Below are 23,142 nucleotides of genomic sequence, written 5' to 3'. Positions count from 1 at the left end.
CTCCTTTGCGTTCAGCGGCCGCGCTGCTCGCGGCGGAAGCGATTGAAGTTGGTTTCTTCGTGGTGCCCCTCGGCGACAAAGCGCCCCAGGGTCAGGAATTCGTCCGCATCGCGGGTGGCCCCGGTAAAGCGGTGGATCGGTTCGCCGTCCAGGTCGAAGAACTGAAAGACGGGCGTGGCGCGCACGCGGAAGTCGCGCGTGGCGAAATCGGCCATCCGCCGGGTCTCGCCGTCGAAGTTGGTGATCTCGACGTCGCCTTCGATGTCCACGCTGAAGATGGCGAAGTGTTCGCGGTAGTAGTCCTGCACCTGCGGCTGATTGAGCACCTGGTTCTTCATGCGGTGACAGAAAGGACAGGCATCCATCTCGAAGAAGATCAGGATGCCCTTCTTGCCTTCCTCGCGAGCAAGATCGAGCTCTTCCTGGAAATCGCCGAACGTCGGCTGGAAGAAGTGTTCTTCCGGATCACGCGGGTCGTCCTGGGCGACGGCCGTTCCGGCCAGCATGAACGCGAGGGTCAGCAGCAGGACCGGAATCACTCGTTGGTACAGCGGGCTGCGTTTCATGTGGCCTCCTTCCTCCGGTGGGCGTCTTCTGTCATTGAGACGCAGGGGAGGGTCGCGAAATTCCGGGGTCACGGCAAGGGAACCCGGCCGAATCGACACCCGTACCCGTGACGTGCTCCAATGATCGCCTCTTTGTCGAATCCTCCTCGCGATGCGCAATCCCCTGTTACCGCTTCTGGTCTTTCTCGGTTTCATCCTGCTCGAGATCTTCGGGTTCGCCTGGGTCGGGGATGCCGTCGGTGCGCTCGCCACGGTGGCGCTGGTCGTGGCGACCGCGGCCGGCGGGATGGTGCTGTTCCGGGTGCAGGGCTTCTACCACTGGCGGCGGCTGCAGCAGAGCCTGGCGCGCGGCGAGGTCCCCGCGCGCGGTCTGCTGGAGGGCTGGCTGCTGATGGCGGCCGCGGTGCTCCTGCTGGTCCCGGGATTCTTCTCCGATGCGGCCGGGGCCGTACTGCTGGTGCCACCACTGCGCCGGTTGATTGCCGCGGGCATCCTGCGCCGCGGTCTGGTGCGCGCCCGGACCGGCCCGTTCCAGGGATCCGGCCATGACGCCGGCGGCCCGATCGAGGGCGAGTTCCGCCGGCACGATGACGAGGCCGGCGGCCGCGACGTGCTCGATCACGATTCCGGCGACGACGATCGGCGTCGCTGACCCCTTTCCGGACGCGTTTCCGTGCTCTTGACTCGTGTTCGTTCGCCCCTATGATTAGCACTCGTTGCGGGTGGCTGCTAACAGGGCATCCATCCGGTTCCCTCAGACCCCTGTTATGAACAGACAGAAAGGAGTTTCCACCATGAATCTGCGGCCTTTGCACGATCGCGTGATTGTGAAGCGCATGGAAGAAGAACGCACCACGCCCGGCGGCATCGTGATCCCGGATTCGGCGGCCGAAAAGCCGATCCGCGGTGAAGTCGTGGCCGTGGGCAACGGCAAGATCCTGGACAACGGCGAGAAGCGCGCGCTGGACATCAAGGCCGGCGACAAGGTGCTGTTCGGCAAGTACTCCGGCACCGAGGTCAAGGTCGACGGCGAAGAAGTCCTGGTGATGCGCGAAGACGACATCATGGCCGTCATCGAGGGCTGAGCCCGCATTCGCGTCACGTAGTTTTATTCAATTTCAGGAGCAGAATCCGACATGAGTGCAAAAGAAGTCCGCTTTGGCAACGATGCCCGTACCCGCATGGCCAAGGGTGTGAACACCCTCGCCAACGCCGTGAAGGTCACCCTCGGTCCGAAGGGCCGCAACGTGGTGCTCGACAAGGCCTTTGGCGCCCCGACCGTGACCAAGGACGGCGTGTCCGTGGCCAAGGAAATCGAACTGGAAGACAAGTTCGAGAACATGGGCGCGCAACTGGTCAAGGAAGTCTCCTCGCAGACCTCCGACAGCGCCGGTGACGGCACCACCACCGCGACCGTGCTGGCCCAGTCCATCGTGCACGAAGGCATGAAGGCCGTGACCGCCGGCATGAACCCGATGGACCTGAAGCGGGGCATCGAGAAGGCCGTGACCTCCGCCACCGAGGAGATGAAGAAGCTCTCCAAGCCGTGCACCGAGCACAAGGCCGTGGCCCAGGTCGGTTCCATCTCCGCCAACTCCGACACCGCCGTGGGCGAGATCATCGCCGACGCGATGGACAAGGTTGGCAAGGAAGGCGTGATCACGGTCGAGGAAGGCTCCTCGCTGGAGAACGAACTGGACGTGGTCGAGGGCATGCAGTTCGACCGCGGCTACCTGTCCCCGTACTTCGTCAACAACCAGCAGAGCATGAGCGCCGAGCTGGATGATGCCTACATCCTGCTGGTCGACAAGAAGATCTCCAACATTCGCGAGCTGCTGCCGGTGCTGGAAGGCGTCGCCCAGAACAGCAAGCCGCTGCTGATCATCGCCGAGGACATCGAGGGCGAGGCCCTGGCCACGCTGGTGGTGAACTCCATGCGCGGTATCGTCAAGGTCGCCGCCGTGAAGGCGCCCGGCTTCGGTGACCGCCGCAAGGCCATGCTGCAGGACATCGCCGTGCTGACCGGTGGTCAGGTGATCTCCGAAGAGGTCGGCCTGTCGCTGGAGAAGGCCACGGTGGAAGACCTGGGCCGCGCCAAGAAGGTGCAGGTGTCCAAGGAAAACACCACCATCATCGACGGTATGGGCAACAACGACGACATCCAGGGTCGTGTCAGCCAGATCCGCAAGCAGATCGACGAAGCTACCTCCGACTACGACAAGGAAAAGCTGCAGGAACGCGTGGCCAAGCTGGCCGGCGGTGTTGCGGTGATCAAGGTCGGTGCGGCCACCGAGGTCGAGATGAAGGAGAAGAAAGCGCGCGTCGAGGACGCCCTGCACGCCACGCGTGCGGCCGTCGAGGAAGGCGTGGTGCCCGGCGGTGGTACCGCGCTGCTGCGGGCCTGCAACGCCATCCGCGAGCTCAAGACCGACAACGAGGAGCAGAACGCCGGCATCAACATCGCCCGCCGCGCGATGGAAGAGCCGCTGCGCCAGATCGTCTACAACACCGGTGACGAGCCGTCCGTGGTCCTCAACCAGGTGCTGGAAGGCGAGGGCAACTACGGCTACAACGCCGCAACCAGCGAGTTCGGCGACATGATCGAGATGGGCATCCTGGATCCGACCAAGGTGACCCGTTCGGCGCTGCAGAACGCGGCATCGGTCGCGGCCCTGATCATCACCACAGAGGCGATGGTGGCCGATCTGCCGAAGAGCGACGACAACGCCGGCGGTGGCGGCGGTGACGACATGGGCGCCATGGGTGGCATGGGCGGAATGGGAGGCATGGGCGGCATGATGTAATGCCGGCCCGGCCTCACCGGTCAGCCCTCGGGACCCCGCTTCGGCGGGGTCTTTTTGATGGAGGCGCCGTCAAAATGTCTCATGTACGGCACAGCGTTGTGACATCGAGACAGAATCCACGCTTGATTGCGTGCAAAACCGTGAATGGTGTGCCACTATCAAGGCGATGTGGAAGGTCCGGGCCGTGAGCCGTCCTTCCGTCCGGATAGGGCCGGGATCGGTGTGCAGGCGTCGCTTCCTGAATTCCCGCAATCCGTCGTCATCGTTTCTCCAAGGAGGCAAAGAATGAATCAGAAGCTTGTCAAGAACCTGCTGGCCGCCTCGGTGGCCTCACTCATGTTCGGCGCGGCCGGCCAGGCCGTGGCGGGCAGCCACTCCAACCCCGCCGCCAATGTCACCGACTCCTCCGGTGCCGTGGTCATCGACGGTTCCGGCGAGTGCGTGCGGACCTCGAGCTGGGCGCCCGAGTACGTGCGCCATTCGCAGTGCGCCGGCTACATCGAAGAAACCGCCGAAGCGCCCGAGCCGGATCCGGAACCCGCTCCGGCCCCGAGCCCCGAGCCGGAATTCGAAACCACGACCCTGAGCGCCGAAGTGCTGTTCGAATTCGACAGCGCCGAGCTGCGTTCCGAAGGCCGTGCCGAGCTGCGTGACCTGGTGGCCGACCTGACGGCCGAAGGTGCCTCGTACACCTCCGTGCTGGTCGAGGGTCACACCTGCACGATCGGTCCGGCCGATTACAACCAGGGCCTGTCCGAGCGTCGCGCGCAGAGCGTGGCGGACTTCCTCGCTTCCGAGGGCATCCGCGAGAGCGACATCGAGTCCATGGGTCATGGCGAAGACCGTCCCACCGCGGACAACTCCACCCGCGAAGGCCGCGAGGCCAACCGTCGCGTGGAAGTGACCTCCGACGTGGAGCGCCGGGTCGACTGATCCGGACCGCACCGTAGCGGAGACTCGAACCCCCGGTCGTGTTTTGCGACCGGGGGTTTTTTTGCTCCTGTGGCCGCGGTGTCAGCGCTCGTGGCGGTAGATGAGGTCGATCGCCTGGCCCTCGCTGCCCGAGGAGGTCTCCACGCTCAGCGAACGGGTCAGTTCATAGCGCAACAGTACCCGCGAGGTGTTGTCGAACAGCCCGACCGTATACCGCAGCAGCAGCCGTGGCGACAGGTAGAGCCCCAGGGTCAGCGCGCTCTGGTCGAGGCCGCCATCGGTGTCCAGCTCCACTTCGTCCAGGCCCAGCTCCGAGCCGATGCGCTGGGTGATCATCGCCCCCTGTTCCAGGCCCCAGCCGGCGGCTGCGGCGGCCAGCAGGTTGCCGTCGGATTCCGATGCCCCGGACAGCGGCCGGCCGGTCAGCAGGTAGGACAGGGCCTCGGTCTCGTCCATCGGCGGTTCGGAGAAGATCCGGCTGCGCAGGGCATCCGGGGTGCCGCCGATCTCCAGGCCCACGGTCACGTTGTATTCGGGCACCCGGCGTACCGCACGCAGGTCGAGATCGGGCGCCTCCGGCGGTCCCTGGAACAGCAGGATGCCGCGGTCGATCTGCAGGTCCTGGCCGTAGGAGGTGTATTCGCCCTCGGGGATGCGGATCTCGCCGAACATCTGCGTCGGGCGTCCGGTGACCTGTTCCACATCCACTTCGCCGGCAAAGCGGGCCGTCAGGCCGAAGCCGTCGAAGCGTACGTCATCGCCCAGATGCAGGCGCACGCGGATATCGATGGGAAACGCCGCCGTACGCTCCTCTTCCTCACCGACGATGACCTGGTCGCCCGATACCCGCACCGCGCCCGGCGGCAGGTCGGGCGGGCGCAGGCGGGCGCGCGGCACGCTGATGCCGCCACGGATCGCCAGGCCCTCGTCCGGGCGGAAGCGGATGCGCAGGGCCGGATCGATCAGGGCCTCGGCATCGGCGCGGTTGACCGCCAGGAAGTCTTCCCCGTCGACCCGCAGCAGGACCTGCGGGCCGTCCTCGCCGAGATCGGCGCGGCCGTCGAGGTCGATCCGGCCCTCGCCGGACTCCAGTGCCCCGCTGATGGTCATCTCGCGCGCGGACAGGACATCGGCGCGCAGTTCCGGGATCGCCACGTCGATGCCCGCCTCGGGGATCGTGACCCCGCCATCGTGGAAGCGCAGTCCGCCTTCCACCAGCGGGTCCTGCAGCGGCCCGTCCAGTCCCAGCGCCAGCTCGAACGCGCCGCGCAGGTTCTCGATCTCCGGGCTGGTGGCCGCGAGCCAGGCAAGATCCTCCAGGCGCGCCTCCAGGTCGCCCTGAATGCGCGTCACCCCGTCTTCCTCGCGCAGGGCGATATCGGCCCGGGCCATGCCGTTGTCGAGGAAGTCCAGGCGCAGCGCGGCATCCACGTCCCGGTCGCGCACCCGGGCCGTCAGTCGGGTGTCCCGCCACGGGACCTCCTGCAGGAGGTCGTCGCCGTCGCGTACCTGCAAAACGCCATCGCTCGGGGTGACGGCGAGATCCGCATCCAGCCGGCCGTCGGCGTTCAGACGCCCGTCGGCCTCCGCATCCACGGTGCCCTGCAGGGCCAGTTCCGGGGGCAGCAGCGGTTGCAGCCAGGCCAGGTCGATGGCTCCCAGGCGGGTGGCGAAGCTCGCCTCCCCGGAGGGCTCCAGGCGGCCTTCGGCGCAGATCTCGCCGCCGTCGCGTTGCAGGCACAGCCGTTCCAGGCGCGCCGACTCGGGACCGCCTTCCACCGCCACCGGCCCCGCCAGTGACCAGCGTCCGGCGAGCGGCTGGTCGAGCGTGAGCTGCTGGATGCGACCCTTCCAGTGCAGCGCTTCGGTGTCCAGACCGCCATCCACGGCCAGCTCCAGCTGGCCGAATTCGGCGGCCTCCAGATCCAGCCGCGCCCGATGCTCGCCGGCGGTGCCATCGGCGCTCAGCCGCAGGCGTTCGATCAGGGTTTGCCCCGCGCTCGCGACCCCGTGCAGGCTCAGGTCGATCTCGGCCGGGGCGGTTTCCGCGAGCCCGGTGTCCGCCTCCAGTTCCAGCCGTTCCAGGGCGAAGTCCTCGTAACGCAGTTGCGCGCCGCGGCCGCGGGCGGTGATCCGCGGCGCCTCGCGTTCGCCATGCAGGCGGGCATCCAGCTCGAGTTCGCCACCCAGTCCCGGCATCAGGGCGTCCAGCCCGGGTGCCTGCAGCGCGAGGTCCAGGTCCAGGGTGTCGGCCACGCGCCCCGCGATCCGGGCCCGGTTGTCCCCCAGCCCGAGTACGAGCTCGCGGATGTCGAGGATCTCGTCTTCCAGGCGCAGTTCGCCGCTCCCGGACACCGGCTGCTCGCGCAGATGGCCGTCGAGCCGGCGGATGCGGGCCTCCACCGTCGGTCCGTCTTCCGGGTCCAGCCGGCCCGCGGTGTGCAGGTCCAGGGCAAGGCGCCCGGGGAAATCGGGGGCGGCCAGGCCGGGATCGAGCTCGCGCGCGCGCAGGTCGAGGTCCCAGTCCAGGCCGGCGCCGTAGCCCACCTCGCCGCTCAGGCCCAGGTGCGCTCCGGGGTCGCTGCGCAGGTTGAGCTCACGGATGCGGGCGCGCTGGGCGTCCAGCTCCACGCGGCCGTCGCCGCGCACCCCGACCCCCTGTGCGCTCGCCTCCAGCGCGGTCAGCGCCAGGCCGGCATCGAAATCGGCCTCGGCCGGTGCCAGGGCGCCGGTCAGGGCGAGCCGCAGGCGGTCCAGCCGGGCATCGGCATCGGGCCGGAACTGCGCCGCATCCACTCCCTCGAGGTCGAGGTCCAGGGCGAACGGCCAGCGGGTCTCGGGATCATCGGCCGCCGCCTGCAGCCCGTCCAGGTGCCCCTGCAGGCTCAGGCGGGCATCGCCCAGCGCGAAACTTCCCCGCTCGAAGCGGGCGCGGCCTTCGGCCAGCAGCAGGTCCAGCTCGCCGGTCAGCGGCTGGTCTTCGAAATGGCCGTCCAGCTCGGTGAGGGTGACGGCGGCTTCCAGCGCGGCCAGCGGATTTTCCGCCGCCAGCGGCAGGCGTCCCCGGCTGCTCGCGCTCAGGCGCCGGATTCCGGCATCCAGCTCCGGCATGTCGTCCAGTGCCGTTTCCAGCGCCGCGAGGTCGAGCGCGTCGAGGTCCAGACCGAGGTCCCAGGTGAGGTCATCGGCGAACCCCGCGTCGCCCCTGACAGTGAGGTTCCCCGCCGCGGAGCGCAGAGCCAGGGTCTCCAGGCGGGCGGATTCCAGGTCGCCGTGCGCCGCGAGCAGCAGGTCCAGTGCGGGCCAGGGTTCCATGCGCGCGCCGGCGGTCAGATCCAGGTCCCATTCGTCCGGCGTGGCGCTGGCACGCAGCCGGCCGGCATCGATGGCCAGCCGGGTCTCGGGATCCGGCACCAGCTCGAAGGCTTCCCACGCATGCTCCAGCTCCAGCATCGGATCCGCGAGGGCGCGGTGGAGGGTCGCGCGGGTCTCCATCCGCGGGCCGGCCTCGACCACGTGGTCGAGGTGCAGGCTTTGCAGCAGTTCGCCCTCGAGCGTCAGCGAGCCCCGGGCGTCGTCACGCTCCAGCAGTTCGCCGGCTGCATCGGGGAGCCGCAGTAACCACCGGCCTCCGGCCTCCAGCGGATAGTCGCCGCGGGCCCGCAGCCGGGCATGCAGGCTCAGTTCGAGTTCCGGTTCCGGCAGGGCCAGGTCCAGGTGGTGGAGGTGGAAGCGGGTGCCGCGCGCGCTCAGTCGCGCCTGCATGCGTGTCATCGCAAACAGTTCCTCGCCGGCGCGCGTGACCCGGAAGTCGGTCAGATGCACCCGGTCGAGGTGGACGCCCAGCAGCGGGATCCGGATGCGGTCGGGCAGTTCCAGGGGCAGGGGGAGTTCCCCGGGTGCGTCCGCCTCGTCATCCGGTGTCTCGGGCAGATCCACCCGCACCCCGCGCGCACCGAGTTCGCCGAGGCGCAGATCGAGGGCGAGCAGTCCCGCCGGGTCCAGCGCCACCCGTGCCTCGTCGACCGCGATCGAGGGTCCTTCCGGCAGTTCGAGCGAGAGCCCGCGCACGGCGAACCCCCGGAACAGCGTACCCTCGACTTCCGCGATGCTCAGATCTACCGGGGCGTGGCGTTCGGCCTGTTCGGCCAGCCAGCGCGTCCCGGATTCGCTGGACAGCAGGGCGGCGAGGCCGGCGAGCGCGCCGAGCAGCAGGAGCACCAGTATGCCGGTCGCGCGGGCGCCGATGCGCAGCCAGCGGCTCAAAGGTCCGGCCCCATGGAAAAGTGAATGCGGAAGTCGTCGTCCGAATCCGGTCCGTGGGCCAGATCGAGACGGATCGGACCCACCGGCGAGCGCCAGCGCACGCCGATCCCGCCGCCGTAGACCGTGTCGAAGTCGGAGAAGTCGTCGAAGGCGTTGCCGGCGTCCACGAAGATCGCCGCGCTCCAGTCCCCGAACACCGGGATCTCGTATTCGGCACTGCCCACCAGGCGGTGTCGTCCGCCGATGATGTCGCCGTCGTCGTTCTTCGGCCCCAGTTTCTGGTAGCCATAGCCGCGGATGGAACCGTCGCCCCCGGCGAAGAAGCGCAGGGAACTGGGCAGTTCGCGCACCGAATCGACCTCGGTGAAGCCGGCATCGGCGCGCAGCAGCGCGCGTCCCGGTCCCAGACCGCGGATGTAGCGGGCGTTGCCGCGCACCTGGGCGAAGCTGGTGGTGGAGAGGAGTTCCTCCGCGGCCCCCTGGACCGTGCCCTCCAGGCGGTAGCCCCGGCGCGGGGTCATCGGGTCGTCGGCCTCGGTGCGGCTCACGCGATACGACGGGATCAGCAGCTTCGAGGTGTCGGTCTGGTCGCCGACGGTGTAGTCCTCGTACTCGTAGCGCACCATCTCGGTGGTCTGCCAGCCGGAGTCGCGCTGCAGTACGCGGCTGGTGCCCAGCTGGAAGCGGTCGAACTGCTGGGTGCCGGTGTCCTCGGTGCGCCAGGAGGTGAACAGGTTCAGGCGTTCGCGCAGCGGATCGCGCAGCGGGATCTCGTAGTTGAAGGCCACGCCGGAACGCACGGGCGAGGCCTCCACCTCGCCGGTATAGCGGTGACCGCGGCGGTTGGCATAGCGGTTTTCCATGCCGAAGCGGGTGCGCGGGCCGATGTCGGTGGAATAGCCGATGCCGGCCTCGAAGGCCAGGCGGTTGCGCGGTTCCAGTTCGACCATCACCGGTACGCGGCGCTCCTCGGCCTCGTCACGCAGCGGGCGCACGCGCACCGATTCGAAATAGCCGCTGTTGTTGAGATTGCGCTGCAGTTCGATGATCCGCGCCGAGGCATAGGGCTCCCCGGGTTCGAACGGCAGCAGACGCTGCATGAAACGCCCGCGCAGGATGTCCTGCTCGATGCGGATCTCGCCCAGCTGGTAGCGCGGGCCGGTATCCATGTGCAGGCGGATGGAAGCGGTACGCTCTTCGGTGTCCACCTCCAGGCGGCGCATGGTGAGCTCGGCATCGAAATAACCGCGTTCGGCGGCCACCCGGGTGAGGCGCGAACGCAGGGCCTCGTAGCGGTCATGGCGCAGCACGTCGCCGGTGGCGATCTGTGTCTGCATCAGGATGGCTTCGAACGCCGGGTCCGTGCGGCCCTCTCCCTCTACCCGCAGGTCCAGCGATTCCACCGTGGTGGGCGGGCCGGGGTCGAAGGTCAGGTTCAGGGTCCAGCAGGGGTCCGCGTCGCGTTCCAGCGACAGTTCCAGCTCCGGATGGTAGTGGCCGATGGCACGCAGGGCGTCGCGGGCGCGGCTTTCGGCGTCGCGCAGCACCCGGCTCTCGCGGAATTCGGGCAGCTCGCAGCGCTGGCGCGCAAGGTCGAGGGTTGCCTCGATGTTGTCGCGCTGTTCGGCGGTGCCGCCCTCCAGTACCAGGCGGGGCCGCTCGTCACCGGCTGCCGGGGAGGTCAGCAGGGGCAGGGCCCCGAGCAGGGCCGCGAGGAGGAGGCGGCGCAGCCGGACGAATGGCGGGATGAGAATCATCGATGACGGGTCACGCGATCACGGGGCAACGGCCGAATGTTGCCGACAGGTTCGGTCCATGTTTCTCCGAGTGACAAGGCGGGTCGCGGGTTCCGCTCCCCGGTGTTCAGCGGGAGGGGTCAGCCGCCGGGGCAGTCGACGCCACTTTCCCGCGAGAATACCACCAGATGGGAGAAATCCAGGCGCAGGCGGACATGCTCGCCGATCACGAAGTTGTCGTGCGACGGTGCCATGCACTGCACGCTGAGGCCGTCGGGCAGGCGCAGGGTGTAGAGGAAATCCGCGCCGCGGAAGGCCTTGTCCAGGACCTCGGTGCGGACCTCGCCGTTCTCGTTGTCGATGGCGATGTCGTCCGGGCGTACCAGCACGTCGACCGCGGTGCCGGGGGCGAGGTCCTCCGACAGCGGGCCCTGCAGGTGGCCCAGGGCGGTGTCGACCTGATTGCCGGGTTCCACCATGCCGGGGATCAGGGTGCCTTCGCCGATGAAATCCGCGACGAAGCGGTTGGCCGGCCGGTGATAGAGGTTGTAGGCGCTGTCCAGCTGGGCGATGCGCCCCTCGTGGATGACGGCGATGCGGTCGGCGAAGGCGAACGCTTCGTTCTGATCGTGGGTTACCAGGATCGCCGTGGTGTTCTCCGCGCGCAGGATCTCGCGCACTTCGCGCGCCAGTTCGCCGCGCAGCTCGACGTCCATGCTGGAAAAGGGTTCGTCCAGAAGCAGCAGGCCCGGGCGTGGTGCCAGGGCACGGGCCAGGGCGACGCGCTGTTGCTGTCCCCCCGACAGCGCGTGTGGATAGCCTGGTTCATAGCCGATCAGGCCGACCAGCCGCAGGAGCTGTCGCACCCGTTCGTCCTGCTTCGCGCGGCTCCAGTGGCGGATGCCGAAGCGCAGGTTGTCGCCTACCGTCAGATGCGGGAACAGGGCGAAATCCTGGAACACCATGCCCACGCCGCGCTTTTCCGGAGGCACGGTGAAACCGGGGTCGCTCATCGTTCGACCGTTCATGCGGACCTCACCGCGCATCACCGGCTCGAAGCCGGCGATCGCGCGCAGCAGGGTCGTCTTGCCGCAGCCCGAGGGCCCGAGGAGGCAGCCGATCTGGCCTTCGGGAAGCTGCAGTGACGCGTCGTGGACGACGGGCTGTCCGTCGTAGCCGATGTCGATGTGGTCGAGATCCAGAAGCGGTGTATGGGGTACCTGCATCAGCGGTCCTGTGCTTCGTCGGCGGACGGATTCATGGTGGCGCCGGCGGGCGCTGCCAGTGCTCGCGAACGTGGCCGGCGGCCGGGGTCCTCGGCAGGTTCGTCTGCCGGCGCGCCCTGGCCGGGGCGCGAGCGCCCGATGGTCGTCGACAGGAGGATAACCGGAACCAGCCCGACCAGCACGATGGCGAGCGCCGCGCTGGAGGACTCCCGCAGGCGCTCGTCCCCGGCCAGCTCGAAGGCCCGCACCGCCAGGGTGTTGAAGTCGAACGGACGCAGGATCAGCGTCGCCGGCAGTTCCTTGAGGACGTCGACGAACACCAGCAGCAGGGCGGTCAGCAGCGTGCCGCGCATGATCGGCATATGGACCCGCCACAGGGTCTTGACCGGGTGCAGCCCGAGCGAACGCGCGGCGTCATCCATGCTCGGCTGGATCTTGCCCAGGCCGGCCTCGACGGTCTGCAGCGACACCGCGAGGAAGCGCACGGCGTAGGCGAACAGCAGCGCGAACACCGTGCCGGACAGCAGCAGCCCGGTGCTGACGCCGAAGGTGTCGCGCATGACACTGTCCAGCGCGTTGTCGAAGGCCGCGAACGGGATCATGATGCCGATCGCGATCACGGTGCCCGGTACCGCGTAGCCCATGCCGGCGATGCGGACCGCCACGTGGGTGATCCGCCCCCCCTCCATGCGCTGGGCGTAGGCGAGCACGAGGGCCAGCGCGACCGCGATGATCGCGGCGGCGATGGCCAGCCAGAAGGTGTTGAACACCAGTCCGGCGAAACGCGGATTCATCCACTGGTCGGTGGTCTGGAACGCCCAGATGGCCAGCTGCACCGTGGGGATCAGGAAGCCGAACAGAACCGGCAGCAGGCAGGCGAGGAAGGCGCCGGAGGCCTTCCAGCCGCGCAGGCGGTAGCGCGGCAGCGTGGAATAGCGGCGACTGGTGTGGTGGAAGCGGGCCTTTGCGCGCGACCAGCGCTCCAGCAGGATCAGCACGAACACGAAGCTCAGCAGCACGGCCGCCAGCTGGGCGGCTGCGGCCGGGTCGCCGAGCCCGTACCAGGTGCGGAAGATGCCCGTGGTGAACGTGCTGACGCCGAAATAGGCCACGGTGCCGTAGTCGGCCAGTACCTCCATCAGTGCCAGGGTCAGCCCGGCGATGATCGCCGGACGGGCCAGGGGCAGGGCGACCCGCCGAAAGCCCTCCCAGGGGCCGGCGCCCAGAGTGCGCGAGACCTCCAGCACGCAGACCGACTGTTCCAGGAAGGCCGCCCGGCTGAGCAGGTAGACGTAGGGGTAGAGCACCAGCAGCAGCATGACCATGGCGCCGCCCAGCGAGCGGATCTCGGGGAACCAGTACTCACCGTAGCCCAGCCCCGTGAGCTCGCGGATCAGCCCCTGCACCGGCCCGGAAAAGTCGAGCATGCCGGTGTAGGTATACGCGATGATGTAGGCGGGCATCGCCAGCGGCAGCATCAGGGCCCACTGGAAGACCGAGCGGCCCGGGAACTCGCACATGCTGATCAGCCAGGCCACCGGCACGCCGATGAGCAGTACGCCGATCCCCACCCCGACCAGCAGTACCAGGGAGTTGGTGACATAGTCGGCCAGCACCGTCTGGCGCAGGTGTTCCCAGACCTCGCCGGCGGGGATGAACACGTGTCCGAAGATCACCAGCACCGGCAGGGCGAGGACCAGCGCGGTGATCACCGCCACCAGCGACCACGGGCTGAGCGGCAGCCGCGGACGGCGGAAGGCGGGCATGCGTGCCCCGGTGCTGGTGACGGAATCGGTCATGGAGTGCAAATAGTAAAGGTTCTTGTTTCGAATTCCATGGGTGCCCCCGCAGTCTGCGGGGAGTACGGCCACTGCCGCGTTCCGGGGGGCACACACAAGCGCCCCGACCAGGGCATGGTCGGGGCGCTGCAGGGGTCTCCGGGTCAGGCGGGATCAGCGCCAGCCGCCGCGGTCCATGATGCGCACGGCCTCGGCGTTGTTTTCGCCCAGGATGTACAGCTCGATGTCGTCGGAGACGAAGTCGCCGAAACCGGCGAGGATGTCGCTGGTCGGGACATCGTCACGGATCGGGTATTCCTGGTTGGCTTCGGCGTACCACTCCTGGGCCGATTCCGATGTCAGGTACTCGATCAGCCGGACCGCGTTCTTCTGGTTGGGGGCATGGGCCGTGACGCCCGCGCCGGAGATGTTCACGTGGGTGCCACGACCGTCCTGATTGGGCCAGAAGACCCCGATCTGCTCGGCCACTTCGCGATCACGCCCTTCGCCTTCCAGCATCATGCCGAGGTAGTAGGTGTTGGCGATGGCGATGTCGCACACGCCGTCGGCCGCCGCGCGGATCTGGTCGCGGTCACCTCCCTGCGGACGCCGGGCCATGTTGGCCACGATGCCTTCCACCCATTGCTGGGCGGCATCTTCGCCCTCGCTGGCGATCATGGAGGCGACCAGCGACTGGTTGTAGACATTGTCGGAAGAACGGATGCAGATCCGGCCTTCCCACTGCGCGTCGGTCAGGGCCTCGTAGGTCGACAGCTCGGACGGGTCGACACGGTCGGTGTGGTACATGATGGGCCGGGCGCGCATGGACAGGCCGAACCACTCGCCATCCGGGTCGCGGTAGCGCTCGGGGACGTTGTTTTCGAGGGTTTCGCTCTCGATCCCCTGGAGTACCCCGGCCGCGTGAGCCTGGTGCAGACGTCCGGCGTCCGTGGTGATGAACACGTCGGCGGGCGAATTGCGGCCTTCCTGCCGCAGCCGCTGGAGCAGAGCGTCGGCACCCCCGGTCACCAGATTGACCTCGATCCCGGTCTCGTCGGTGAAGTCTTCCAGCAACGGCTGGATGAGCTGTTCCTGGCGTGCGGAATAGAGGTTGACCTCTCCGGCGCCCGCGGCGCCGTTATCGGCGTCGGGGCCACAGCCAGCAAGCGGCAGAGTGACGGCCACCGTGGCGGCGGCACCGATGATCCAGTTCAGGGGGCGGGTCTGCATGGCCGTTGGTCCTCAGACGGTTGGTTTTTGTAGTTGATTCGCCATAAAAGCGAGAACGATTGTTATTTGTATTATCTTCCGTGGTCAAGTCCCATCATCCGGATTGTTTGTCGCGGCGGCCCGCCCCGGACGTGCACATCGATCGGTGTTTCCCTAATCTGAGACCCATGGACAAGCCACTGCCGCAGACCCCCGCCCCGCTGCCCGCCGCGCTGGAGGACGAGATCCGGCGCCTGTGGGAAGAAATGGAACCCGCGCAGGGCGGGCCACCGCCGGACTCGCTCCCCGCCGAGCACCGGCCGCCGGCCTTCAGCCATTACCTGGCGCAGACGGTCCGGCGCCATCCCGCGTATCTGCTCGAGGCGCTGGACGACGGGGGGCACATGCCCGCCTGTAACGACGCGGACTTTCATGCAGTCCTGCAGGCCCGGGTGGACGCGGCGGAGGACGAGGACGGCCTGCGTCGGGCGCTGCGCGAGACGCGCCATCGCGAGCTGCTGCGGATTGGCTGGCGCGACCTGGCCGGCGCGGCGGACCTGGAAGAAGTCATGCACGATCTCAGCCGCCTGGCGGATGGCCTGATCGGTGCGGCGCTGGGATGGCTGGATACGCGTTACCGCGAGCGCCACGGCCAGCCGCGCAGCGCCGAGGACGGATCGCCGCAGTCGCTGGTGGTGCTGGGGCTGGGCAAGCTGGGTGGCGGCGAGCTGAATTTCTCCTCCGACATCGATCTGATCTTTGCCTTCGAGGAGAATGGCGAGACCGACGGCGCGAAGCCGCTGGACAACCCGACCTATTTCCAGCGCCTCGGCCGGGCGCTGATCGCGGTGCTGTCCGAGGTGACCGCGGACGGCTTCTGCTACCGGGTCGACATGCGCCTGCGGCCGTTCGGGGATACCGGCCCCCTGGCGATGCACTTCGACGCGATGGAGGATTACTACCAGGCCCATGGTCGGGAGTGGGAACGCTACGCGCTGATCAAGGCGCGGGTGATCGCCGGGGACGTCGAGGCCGGCGGGCGCCTGATGCGCCGGCTGCGCCCGTTCATCTATCGCCGTTACCTGGATTACGGCTCGCTGGCCAACCTGCGCCAGCTCAAGCAGATGATCAACGACGAGTCCGCGCGCAAGGGGCGGTTCGAGGACGTCAAGCACGGCGAGGGCGGGATCCGCGAGATCGAGTTCATCGGCCAGGCCTTCCAGTTGATCCGTGGGGGACGCGATCAGGCCCTGCAGCGGCGCGACCTGCTGGGCGTGCTGGCGGTGCTCGGGGAGCGCGAGCTGCTGCCCGATTACGTGGTGGAACAGCTGGAGCGCGGTTATCGTTTCCTGCGGCGGGTGGAGAACCGCCTGCAGATGCTCAACGACCAGCAGACCCACCGTCTGCCGCGCGAGGGCGATGACCGCGCGCGCCTGGCGCTGGCCATGGGGTTCGAGGACGAGGGCAGTTTCGAGGCCGCGCTGGTACGCGAACAGCACCGGGTCCATGCCCATTTCGATCAGGTCTTCGTTGCCCCGCAGCGGGCCGGCGAAGAAAGCATGGAGGACTCGCCGGAGGCCGATCGCGAACAGCAGATCCAGCGGCTGTGGATGGGCACGCTGAACGAGGACGAGGCCCGTGAGGCGCTGGCCGGACTCGGCTTCAACGATCCCGGATCGGCCTTCGCCGGCATCAATGATCTGCGCGAAAGCCCCGGGGTGCGGGCGATGAGCACCACCGGGCGTCAGCGTCTCGACCGGCTGATGCCGTTGCTGCTGGGGGCCATCGCCGAGCAGGACGTGCCCGACGATGTCCTGCCGCGGGCGCTGCAGCTGATTCGCACCATCGCGCGGCGCTCGGTGTATCTGTCGCTGCTGGTGGAAAACCCGCTGGCGCTGTCCCAGCTGGTGCGCCTGGTGGGCGCGAGTCCGTGGATCAGCGACCAGCTGACCCATCATCCCCTGCTGCTGGACGAACTGCTGGATCCGCGCGCGCTGTACGCTCCGCCGGACCGCGAGGGCCTGCAGGCGGAACTGGAGGACGAGCTGGCACGCTTCCCGGGGCAGGACCACGAGCAGATGCTGGACCGCCTGCGCCAGTTCAAGCAGGTGCAGACCCTGCGCGTGGCGGCGGCCGACATTACCGGGTTCCTGCCGCTGATGAAGGTCTCGGATCATCTGACCTGGCTGGCGGAGGTGCTGCTGGAACAGGTGCTGCACCTGGCCTGGGAGCACATGGTGCAGCGTTTCGGCGCGCCGCAGTGCGGCGAGGATGCCAGCGCCTGCCGTCCGGCGCGTTTCGCGGTCATCGGCTACGGCAAGCTGGGTGGCTTCGAGCTGGGCTACGGTTCGGATCTCGATGTGGTGTTCCTGCACGACAGCGATGACAGCGCCAGTGCGCGCACCGCCGGGCCGAAGGTGATCGACAACAGCGAGTTCTTTGCCCGGGTCGCCCAGCGGGTGGTGCATCTGCTGGGGGCGTTCACCGCCTCCGGGCGGCTGTACGAAGTAGACACGCGGCTGCGCCCCTCGGGTACGGCCGGTTTGCTGGTTTCCGGGCTGGAGGCGTTCCGTCGCTACCAGGACGAGTCGGCCTGGACCTGGGAACACCAGGCACTGGTGCGGGCGCGCTTCGTGGCCGGAGATCGGTTGCTCGGCGAGGACTTCGCCGCCCTGCGCCGGGAGGTTCTGACCCGTCCGCGCGATGCCGATGCCCTGCGCCGCGAGGTGGTGGAGATGCGCCAGCGCATGTTGACCGAGCACGCGTCGAAACCGGGCGATGGCTTCCACCTCAAGCGCGACCGTGGCGGTATCACCGATATCGAATTCATGGTTCAATACTGGGTTCTGGTTGCCGCGCACGAGTATCCGGCAGTGTGCGAATACCCGGACAAGATCCGCACCCTGGAGGCCCTGGGCGCCAGTGGCGTGATCGACGCCGGGTTCAGCAGCGAACTGGCCGATGCCTACCGCGATCTGCGCAACCGCATCCACCGTTTGACCCTTGCCGGGCGCGACGCCCGCGTGGAACAGCCGGATGCGGAGCTGGAGGCGGTGCGCGCGCGGGTGATGCGTGCCTGGGAGAGCGTATTCGGCGATGCCGATGTTGATGCTGCTTCCCGCGGCTGACCCGACGGAACAACACGAAACCGAGGACGCAAGCGATGTCGATGGCCGACCGGGACGGGGTGATCTGGCTGGATGGCGAGATGGTGCCCTGGCGGGATGCGAAGACCCATGTTCTGACCCACACCCTGCACTACGGGATGGGGGTGTTCGAGGGTGTCCGGGCCTATCCCACCGATCACGGGCCGGCCATCTTTCGTCTCGAGGATCACACGCGGCGCCTGTTCAACTCCGCCAAGATCCTCGGCATGACCCTGCCGTTCACCGCCGAGCGTCTGAACCGTGCACAACAGGCGGCGATCACCGAGAACAATCTCGAGAGCGCCTATCTTCGGCCGATGGCCTTCTTCGGTTCCGAAGGCATGGGCCTGCGCGCCGACAATCTCGAGGTGCACGTGATGGTGGCGGCCTGGAGCTGGGGCAGCTACCTCGGCGACGACGGCATCGAGAACGGCATCCGCATCCGTACCTCGTCGTTCAGTCGGCACCACGTGAACGTGACCATGTGCAAGGCCAAGGCCAACGGCAATTACATGAACTCGATGATGGCCCTGCAGGAGGCCACCCGCTGCGGATATGACGAGGCCATGCTGCTGGACACCGAGGGCTACGTGGCCGAGGGCAGCGGCGAGAACATCTTCATCATCAGCGGCGGCGTGATCTACACGCCGGACCTGACTTCGGCGCTGGACGGCATTACCCGCCGCACCGTGATCGAACTGGCGGCCGAGGAGGGCTTCCGCGTGGTGGAGAAACGCATCACCCGCGACGAGGTTTACATCGCCGACGAGGCCTTCTTCACCGGGACCGCCGCCGAGGTCACCCCGATCCGCGAGGTGGACGACCGGCCGATCGGTACCGGTAGCCGCGGCCCCATCACCGAACTGCTGCAGTCGCGCTATTTCGACGTGGTCCACGGCCGTGACTCGCGGCATCAGGACTGGCTGACCTACGTCTGAACGGCGCGACCCCGACCCGGAGCGAGACCCGAACCATGGTGAATCCCGATACCGCCAGCCATCAGGACCAGTACACGACCGCTAATGCCGAGACGACGGTACGCGTGACCCAGCGGGATCTCCCGCTGCACTGCCCGACGCCCGGCACGGCCCTGTGGGCTTCCCATCCGCGGGTGTTCATCCCGATCGACGAGACCGAGGACGGGCGCTACCAGTGTCCCTATTGCGGCACGATCTATATCCTCGAAGACGCCGCCGACTGATCCCCCCGCCCGGGCCCGGCACGATCCCGGACCCGGGCGCAGGTACGACCATGACCCTGCCCCCCCTGGATCAGGCCCGCGTGCTGGTCGCCGGCGATCTGATGCTGGATCGCTACTGGCACGGCGCGACCGACCGCATCTCGCCGGAGGCGCCGGTGCCCGTGGTGCACGTGCGCGACATCGAGCAGCGTCCGGGCGGGGCCGGTAACGTCGCCCTGAACCTGGCCGCGCTGGGCGGGCGTCCCGATCTGGTCGGGGTGACCGGGGACGACACGGCCGCGTCCGATCTGTCCGCATTGCTGGAGGAGGCGGGCGTTCGCTGCCACTTCCGGCGCCGGTCGGGGGCCGCGACCATCACCAAGCTGCGGGTCATCAGTCGTCATCAGCAGCTGATCCGGCTGGATTTCGAGGACGGTTTCCCCGGCGCCACGGCCGGTGACCTGATGGCGGATTTCGAACCGTTGCTGAGCGACTGCCAGGTGGTGGTGCTGTCCGACTACGCCAAGGGGGCGCTGCGCGACCCGCAGCCGCTGATCCGCGCGGCGCGGGCCGCCGGCCGCCCGGTGCTGGTGGACCCCAAGGGCACCGATTTCTCCGCCTACCGCGGCGCCAGTCTGGTCACGCCCAATCTCGCGGAACTGGAGGCCGTGGCCGGTCCCTGTCCGGACACGGCGGCGCTGGAGCGCGCGGCCACCGGTCTGCTCCGCGAGCATGGTATCGAGGCGTTGCTGGTCACGCGCGGGGCGGAGGGCATGACCCTGTTCCGTCCCGACCGGCCGCCGGTGCATCAGCCGGCCAGGGCACGCGAGGTGTTCGACGTGACCGGTGCCGGCGACACGGTGATCGCGACCCTCGCGGCCGCGGTGGCGGCCGGCGAGACGCTGGAGGATGCGATGCATCTGGCCAACCTCGCCGCCGGGATCGTGGTCGGGAAGCTGGGCACCGCGACGGTCTCGCCGTACGAACTGCGTGCGGCGCGGCACGAGCCGGGGGGCGCCGATCGCGGCGTGCTGTCCCGCGCCGGGCTGATGGCCGCGCTGGAGCGCGCGCGGGCCGCCGGCGAGCGCATCGTGATGACCAACGGCTGCTTCGACCTGCTGCATGCCGGGCACGTGGCCTATCTGGAGCAGGCCCGGGCTCGCGGCGACCGGTTGGTGGTGGCGGTCAACGATGACGCCTCGGTGCAGCGCCTGAAGGGCGCCGGACGACCGGTAACCCCGCTGGAGGGCCGCATGGCCGTGCTCGCCGGGCTGGCCGCGGTCGACTGGGTAGTGCCGTTCGCCGAGGACACCCCGGCGGAGTTGATCGGCGAGATCCTGCCCGACGTGCTGGTCAAGGGCGGCGACTACAGGCCGGAAGACATCGCGGGTTATGATGCCGTCACTGCGGCCGGCGGCCGGGTCGAGGTGCTGGATTTCGTCGACGGCTGTTCGACCAGCGCGGTGATGGAGCGTATCCGACAGGGCCATTACTGAGACGAATTCCGGGGCAAAACCACACATGAAAGTACTCTATCTCGTGGGCATGGGCCGCAGCGGTTCGACCCTGCTGGACATCCTGCTGGACGCGCACAGCCAGGTGCGCGCGCTGGGCGGGGTCCGGCGCCTGGCGCATTACGCGCGCAAGCATCCCTGCCCCTGCGGCGCGCCCAGCTTCTGGGCCTGCGACTTCTGGTCGGCGGTCAACGCCCGGCTGGAGGAGCGCCTGGGCTGCAACCTGGAGACCCTGGACGTGCATGCGCGCGACCCGGCCCGTTTCAACGAGCACAACCGCACGTTGTTCGAGGTGGTCTCCGAGGTCAGCGGGGTCCCGTTCGTGACCGACAATTCCAAGTCGGTGCAGCGCCTGCGCCGGCTGATGGCCGCCCCGGACATCGAAGTGGTGCCCATCCACGTGCTGCGCGACCCGCGCGGGCGGGCGCAGTCGCTGCGCAAGCGCAAGCAGCAGAACTACCTCCCCACCTTCTCCTATTCCCATCGCTCGCTGCGGCTGTACCACCTGCTGCGCAACGAGCCGCACATCGTGGTGAACTACGAGAAGCTGGCCTACGACCCCGAGGACCAGCTGCCGAAGCTGATGGAGCGTCTGGGGCTGGAGTTCGAGCGCCCGCAGCTCGACTCCTGGGCGGAGATGGCGCATCACAACATCGGCTCGGCGGATGTCTTCCGCAAGACCGAGGGCAGCGTGATCTGGCCGGACGATGCCTGGAAGCAGGTGATTCCGCCGTACATGCAGCGCATCCAGAACGTGATCGCCTGGCCCGGACGGGTCGCCAACGACGCCAAGGAGCGTCGCTGGGGTCTGGACTGACGCACCCGCGTCCGCGGCCGGTCAGCGCGCCTCGCCGACCCGCAGCAGCCACTCCCGGTCGTGCTGCGCGGCACGCAGAAAGCCGCGCGCCCTCGGCCGGGCAAAGGCCAGCGGCAGCGGATCGAGGATCCACAGGTTCCGGCCGTCGCTGCCCAGCATGCGCGGATCCCGCCCGCGGAACCGGATCCCGTAGTCCCGCAGACCCGCCCACAGCGTCTCGGCCGCTTCCGGACCGGGCGGAGGGCCGCCGTCCGTCAGCGGGTGCATGTCCGGGATCGCCTCCTGGACCAGCCAGATCATGCCGCAATCCGCAGCGACCACCGCCACCGGCCGCGGCACCGCCAACCCCAGCCGCCGGAGGGTGAGCGCATGGCTCCAGACCCGACGCGCGACCCGGCGGGTGAGGGCCGGGCGCAGCAGGGCAGGCAGGGTCTGCCAGGGGGCGTCGATGCGTCGGGCCCGCAGCTCGTTGTTCGCCGGGGTCTCGGGTAGCTCGCCGGCCGCGTACAGCTGGCGGGCGATCTCGCCGGCCTGCTCACGGGTGATGCTGCGCCGGTCGTGGATGATCCCGAGGTCGTCGCTGCGAAAGCGCGGATAGTGTTTCCAGCCCCGTGCCGCGCGGTGCGCAACCCGGCGGGCGTGGCGGACGCGGGCGTGGCGCAGTGCCCGCAGGAAACGCTCCAGCTCGGCCTCGCTCGCGTCCCAGCCGCGCAGCTCGTGGTAGCGCCGGAAGCCCTCGCGGATGCGCGCCTCGGGCACGCGGGTCTTGGACGCGTACAGCCGCTGCAGGTGGCGCAGGGCGGCTCGCCGTCCGAGGGCGGCTCCACGCTGGCGTACCCGGTCCCCGTCGATCGCGTACAGCTTTCCGTCGCGGGGGATGAAGTTCAGCCAGTTGAGATCGTTCTGCACGACGCCGGCGCGGTGGTGTTCGGCCAGGGTGGTCAGCAGCCGGGCATGGGCCTCGTGCCCGGGATCGCCGCCGGGCGGTGGCCAGGGGGTATCCGCCTCGACCAGGTCCAGCACCAGCAGCCACGCGCGGTATTGCGGGCAGTAGCCGGCGTGGTGCAGCGCCGGCGCCGGCACGCCGGCCGCCTCCAGTCGGCGTGCCCCGCGGGCGCCACGGCGCCATTCGGCCCACTGCGCGATGCGCCCGAGATAGAACTTGGCGACCACCACACGGCCGTCCGCCAGCCGGGCGCGAAAGATCCGCCGCTTGCCCGGGTACTCGTGGAGGCAGTCCTCCAGCGCGAGGGTCCCGAGGCCCGGGATCTCCGGGCGGTCACCGGTTTGTGGAAGTCGGGGCATCGAATTCGTAGCCCAGCAGGTCCAGGTCGCGGCGGTAATGCTGCGCCACCATCTCCGCCAGGGTGTCGTCGTAGTAACTGCGATAGTCGTCGCGTTCGCTGGCGCGGCGCAGATGCGGGAGTTCGGGCGTCGGGATCCCGATGCGCTGACAGATCGTGGCGAAATCCTCGTGCAGGTTCTCGTAGCGGCCGATGAAATCCACGATCACCCGCCCCTGCAGATCCACGATGTATTCGTGCTGCAGCTCCGCCGAGGTGTCCAGCATGTAGTCGTACGGCCGTTCGGGGTCGAATTTCAGCCGCAGGAAATCGCCGAAGGTGCTTGTGCCCTCCAGTACTTGGGGCTTCTCCCGCTGGATGTGGTGCCAGGAGCTCACCTGCAGATCCCAGGGATTGCGCACGATCGCGCACTTGAACAGCTCGCGGTAGACCGGCTCCGGCAGCATCTCCTTCGCCGCGATCGCCTTCGCGTGCCGCGGAAACTTCAGCCCCAGCTTGTGCCGCGGCCGGGTCAGCTGACTGACCTGGCTGGCCGCCCACAGCGGAATGCTGTACCAGCCGCCCCAGCGATACGGCCGCAGCGCCGCCCGGATGCTGGTCCCGCCCGTCTTGGCGATGTGCACGAACAGGAAATTCTTGCGATAGGAAATCAGCATAAATCGG

The 23,142-nt window shown here is 68.4% G+C and carries 17 protein-coding genes; 9 read left to right on the top strand and 8 right to left on the bottom strand.

Annotated features, from left to right (window positions below; genetic code table 11):
• Positions 1 to 11: 11 nt before the first annotated feature.
• Positions 12 to 566, bottom strand: a complete 555-nt coding sequence (locus D577_RS0110790) for a thioredoxin family protein (RefSeq protein ID WP_018947486.1) — start codon at positions 564 to 566, stop codon at positions 12 to 14.
• Between the two features lie 151 nt (positions 567 to 717).
• Between D577_RS0110790 and D577_RS0110785 the strand changes: the two genes are divergently transcribed.
• The 4 genes from D577_RS0110785 (at position 718) to D577_RS0110770 (ending at position 4,303) form a co-directional block, all read left to right on the top strand.
• The gene (locus D577_RS0110785; RefSeq protein ID WP_018947485.1) at positions 718 to 1,218 is read left to right on the top strand and encodes an FxsA family protein; all 501 of its coding nucleotides are present in this window, start codon (positions 718 to 720) and stop codon (positions 1,216 to 1,218) included.
• Between the two features lie 142 nt (positions 1,219 to 1,360).
• On the top strand, positions 1,361 to 1,651 hold the full coding sequence (gene groES, locus D577_RS0110780) for a co-chaperone GroES (RefSeq protein ID WP_018947484.1): 291 nt from the start codon (positions 1,361 to 1,363) through the stop codon (positions 1,649 to 1,651).
• A gap of 51 nt (positions 1,652 to 1,702) precedes the next feature.
• Positions 1,703 to 3,370 carry a chaperonin GroEL gene (groL, locus tag D577_RS0110775; RefSeq protein ID WP_018947483.1) on the top strand — a complete coding sequence of 556 codons (1,668 nt, stop codon included), beginning with the start codon at positions 1,703 to 1,705 and terminating at the stop codon, positions 3,368 to 3,370.
• Between the two features lie 285 nt (positions 3,371 to 3,655).
• Positions 3,656 to 4,303 (top strand): OmpA family protein, encoded by a 648-nt coding sequence (locus D577_RS0110770; RefSeq protein ID WP_018947482.1) that lies wholly within the window; start codon positions 3,656 to 3,658, stop codon positions 4,301 to 4,303.
• 81 nt (positions 4,304 to 4,384) lie between these two features.
• On the opposite strand, the gene D577_RS0110765 is transcribed toward D577_RS0110770, so the two are convergent.
• The 5 genes from D577_RS0110765 to D577_RS0110745 all read right to left on the bottom strand — a co-directional run bounded on the left by D577_RS0110765 (position 4,385) and on the right by D577_RS0110745 (position 14,539).
• Complete coding sequence (locus D577_RS0110765; protein ID WP_018947481.1) at positions 4,385 to 8,569, bottom strand: translocation/assembly module TamB domain-containing protein; 4,185 nt, start codon at positions 8,567 to 8,569, stop codon at positions 4,385 to 4,387.
• Entirely contained in the window at positions 8,566 to 10,299 is a 1,734-nt protein-coding gene (locus D577_RS0110760; RefSeq protein ID WP_038036312.1) for an autotransporter assembly complex family protein, read from the bottom strand. The genes D577_RS0110765 and D577_RS0110760 overlap by 4 nt, the downstream gene beginning before the upstream one ends.
• 146 nt (positions 10,300 to 10,445) lie before the next feature.
• Complete coding sequence (locus tag D577_RS0110755) at positions 10,446 to 11,531, bottom strand: ABC transporter ATP-binding protein (protein WP_018947479.1); 1,086 nt, start codon at positions 11,529 to 11,531, stop codon at positions 10,446 to 10,448.
• Entirely contained in the window at positions 11,531 to 13,330 is a 1,800-nt protein-coding gene (locus tag D577_RS0110750; protein ID WP_018947478.1) for an iron ABC transporter permease, read from the bottom strand. The genes D577_RS0110755 and D577_RS0110750 overlap by 1 nt, the downstream gene beginning before the upstream one ends.
• A 153-nt stretch (positions 13,331 to 13,483) precedes the next feature.
• Positions 13,484 to 14,539 carry a Fe(3+) ABC transporter substrate-binding protein gene (locus D577_RS0110745; RefSeq protein ID WP_018947477.1) on the bottom strand — a complete coding sequence of 352 codons (1,056 nt, stop codon included), beginning with the start codon at positions 14,537 to 14,539 and terminating at the stop codon, positions 13,484 to 13,486.
• 167 nt (positions 14,540 to 14,706) lie between these two features.
• Here D577_RS0110745 and glnE point away from each other — a divergent pair, with 167 nt between their 5' ends.
• The 5 genes from glnE to D577_RS0110720 are packed head-to-tail and all read left to right on the top strand — an operon-like array spanning position 14,707 to position 21,175.
• The gene (glnE, locus tag D577_RS0110740; protein ID WP_018947476.1) at positions 14,707 to 17,646 is read left to right on the top strand and encodes a bifunctional [glutamate--ammonia ligase]-adenylyl-L-tyrosine phosphorylase/[glutamate--ammonia-ligase] adenylyltransferase; all 2,940 of its coding nucleotides are present in this window, start codon (positions 14,707 to 14,709) and stop codon (positions 17,644 to 17,646) included.
• Positions 17,647 to 17,681: 35 nt separating this feature from the next.
• The gene (locus tag D577_RS0110735; RefSeq protein WP_018947475.1) at positions 17,682 to 18,602 is read left to right on the top strand and encodes a branched-chain amino acid transaminase; all 921 of its coding nucleotides are present in this window, start codon (positions 17,682 to 17,684) and stop codon (positions 18,600 to 18,602) included.
• A gap of 35 nt (positions 18,603 to 18,637) precedes the next feature.
• Positions 18,638 to 18,865 carry a zinc-finger domain-containing protein gene (locus D577_RS0110730; RefSeq protein ID WP_018947474.1) on the top strand — a complete coding sequence of 76 codons (228 nt, stop codon included), beginning with the start codon at positions 18,638 to 18,640 and terminating at the stop codon, positions 18,863 to 18,865.
• A 50-nt stretch (positions 18,866 to 18,915) separates the two neighbouring features.
• Entirely contained in the window at positions 18,916 to 20,340 is a 1,425-nt protein-coding gene (gene hldE, locus D577_RS0110725; protein WP_018947473.1) for a bifunctional D-glycero-beta-D-manno-heptose-7-phosphate kinase/D-glycero-beta-D-manno-heptose 1-phosphate adenylyltransferase HldE, read from the top strand.
• Between the two features lie 25 nt (positions 20,341 to 20,365).
• Entirely contained in the window at positions 20,366 to 21,175 is an 810-nt protein-coding gene (locus D577_RS0110720; RefSeq protein WP_018947472.1) for a sulfotransferase, read from the top strand.
• 21 nt (positions 21,176 to 21,196) lie between these two features.
• Here D577_RS0110720 and D577_RS0110715 read toward each other — a convergent pair whose 3' ends face one another.
• Entirely contained in the window at positions 21,197 to 22,480 is a 1,284-nt protein-coding gene (locus D577_RS0110715; protein ID WP_018947471.1) for a hypothetical protein, read from the bottom strand.
• Positions 22,455 to 23,135 carry a sulfotransferase family 2 domain-containing protein gene (locus D577_RS0110710; RefSeq protein ID WP_018947470.1) on the bottom strand — a complete coding sequence of 227 codons (681 nt, stop codon included), beginning with the start codon at positions 23,133 to 23,135 and terminating at the stop codon, positions 22,455 to 22,457. The genes D577_RS0110715 and D577_RS0110710 overlap by 26 nt, the downstream gene beginning before the upstream one ends.
• Positions 23,136 to 23,142: the final 7 nt, after the last annotated feature.

This window comes from Thioalkalivibrio sp. AKL17 (genome assembly GCF_000377885.1).
Taxonomy (GTDB): Bacteria; Pseudomonadota; Gammaproteobacteria; order Ectothiorhodospirales; family Ectothiorhodospiraceae; genus Thioalkalivibrio; species Thioalkalivibrio halophilus.
The sequence above is the reverse complement of the archived record's forward strand: the minus strand, read 5'-3'. Positions and strand labels throughout refer to the sequence as shown.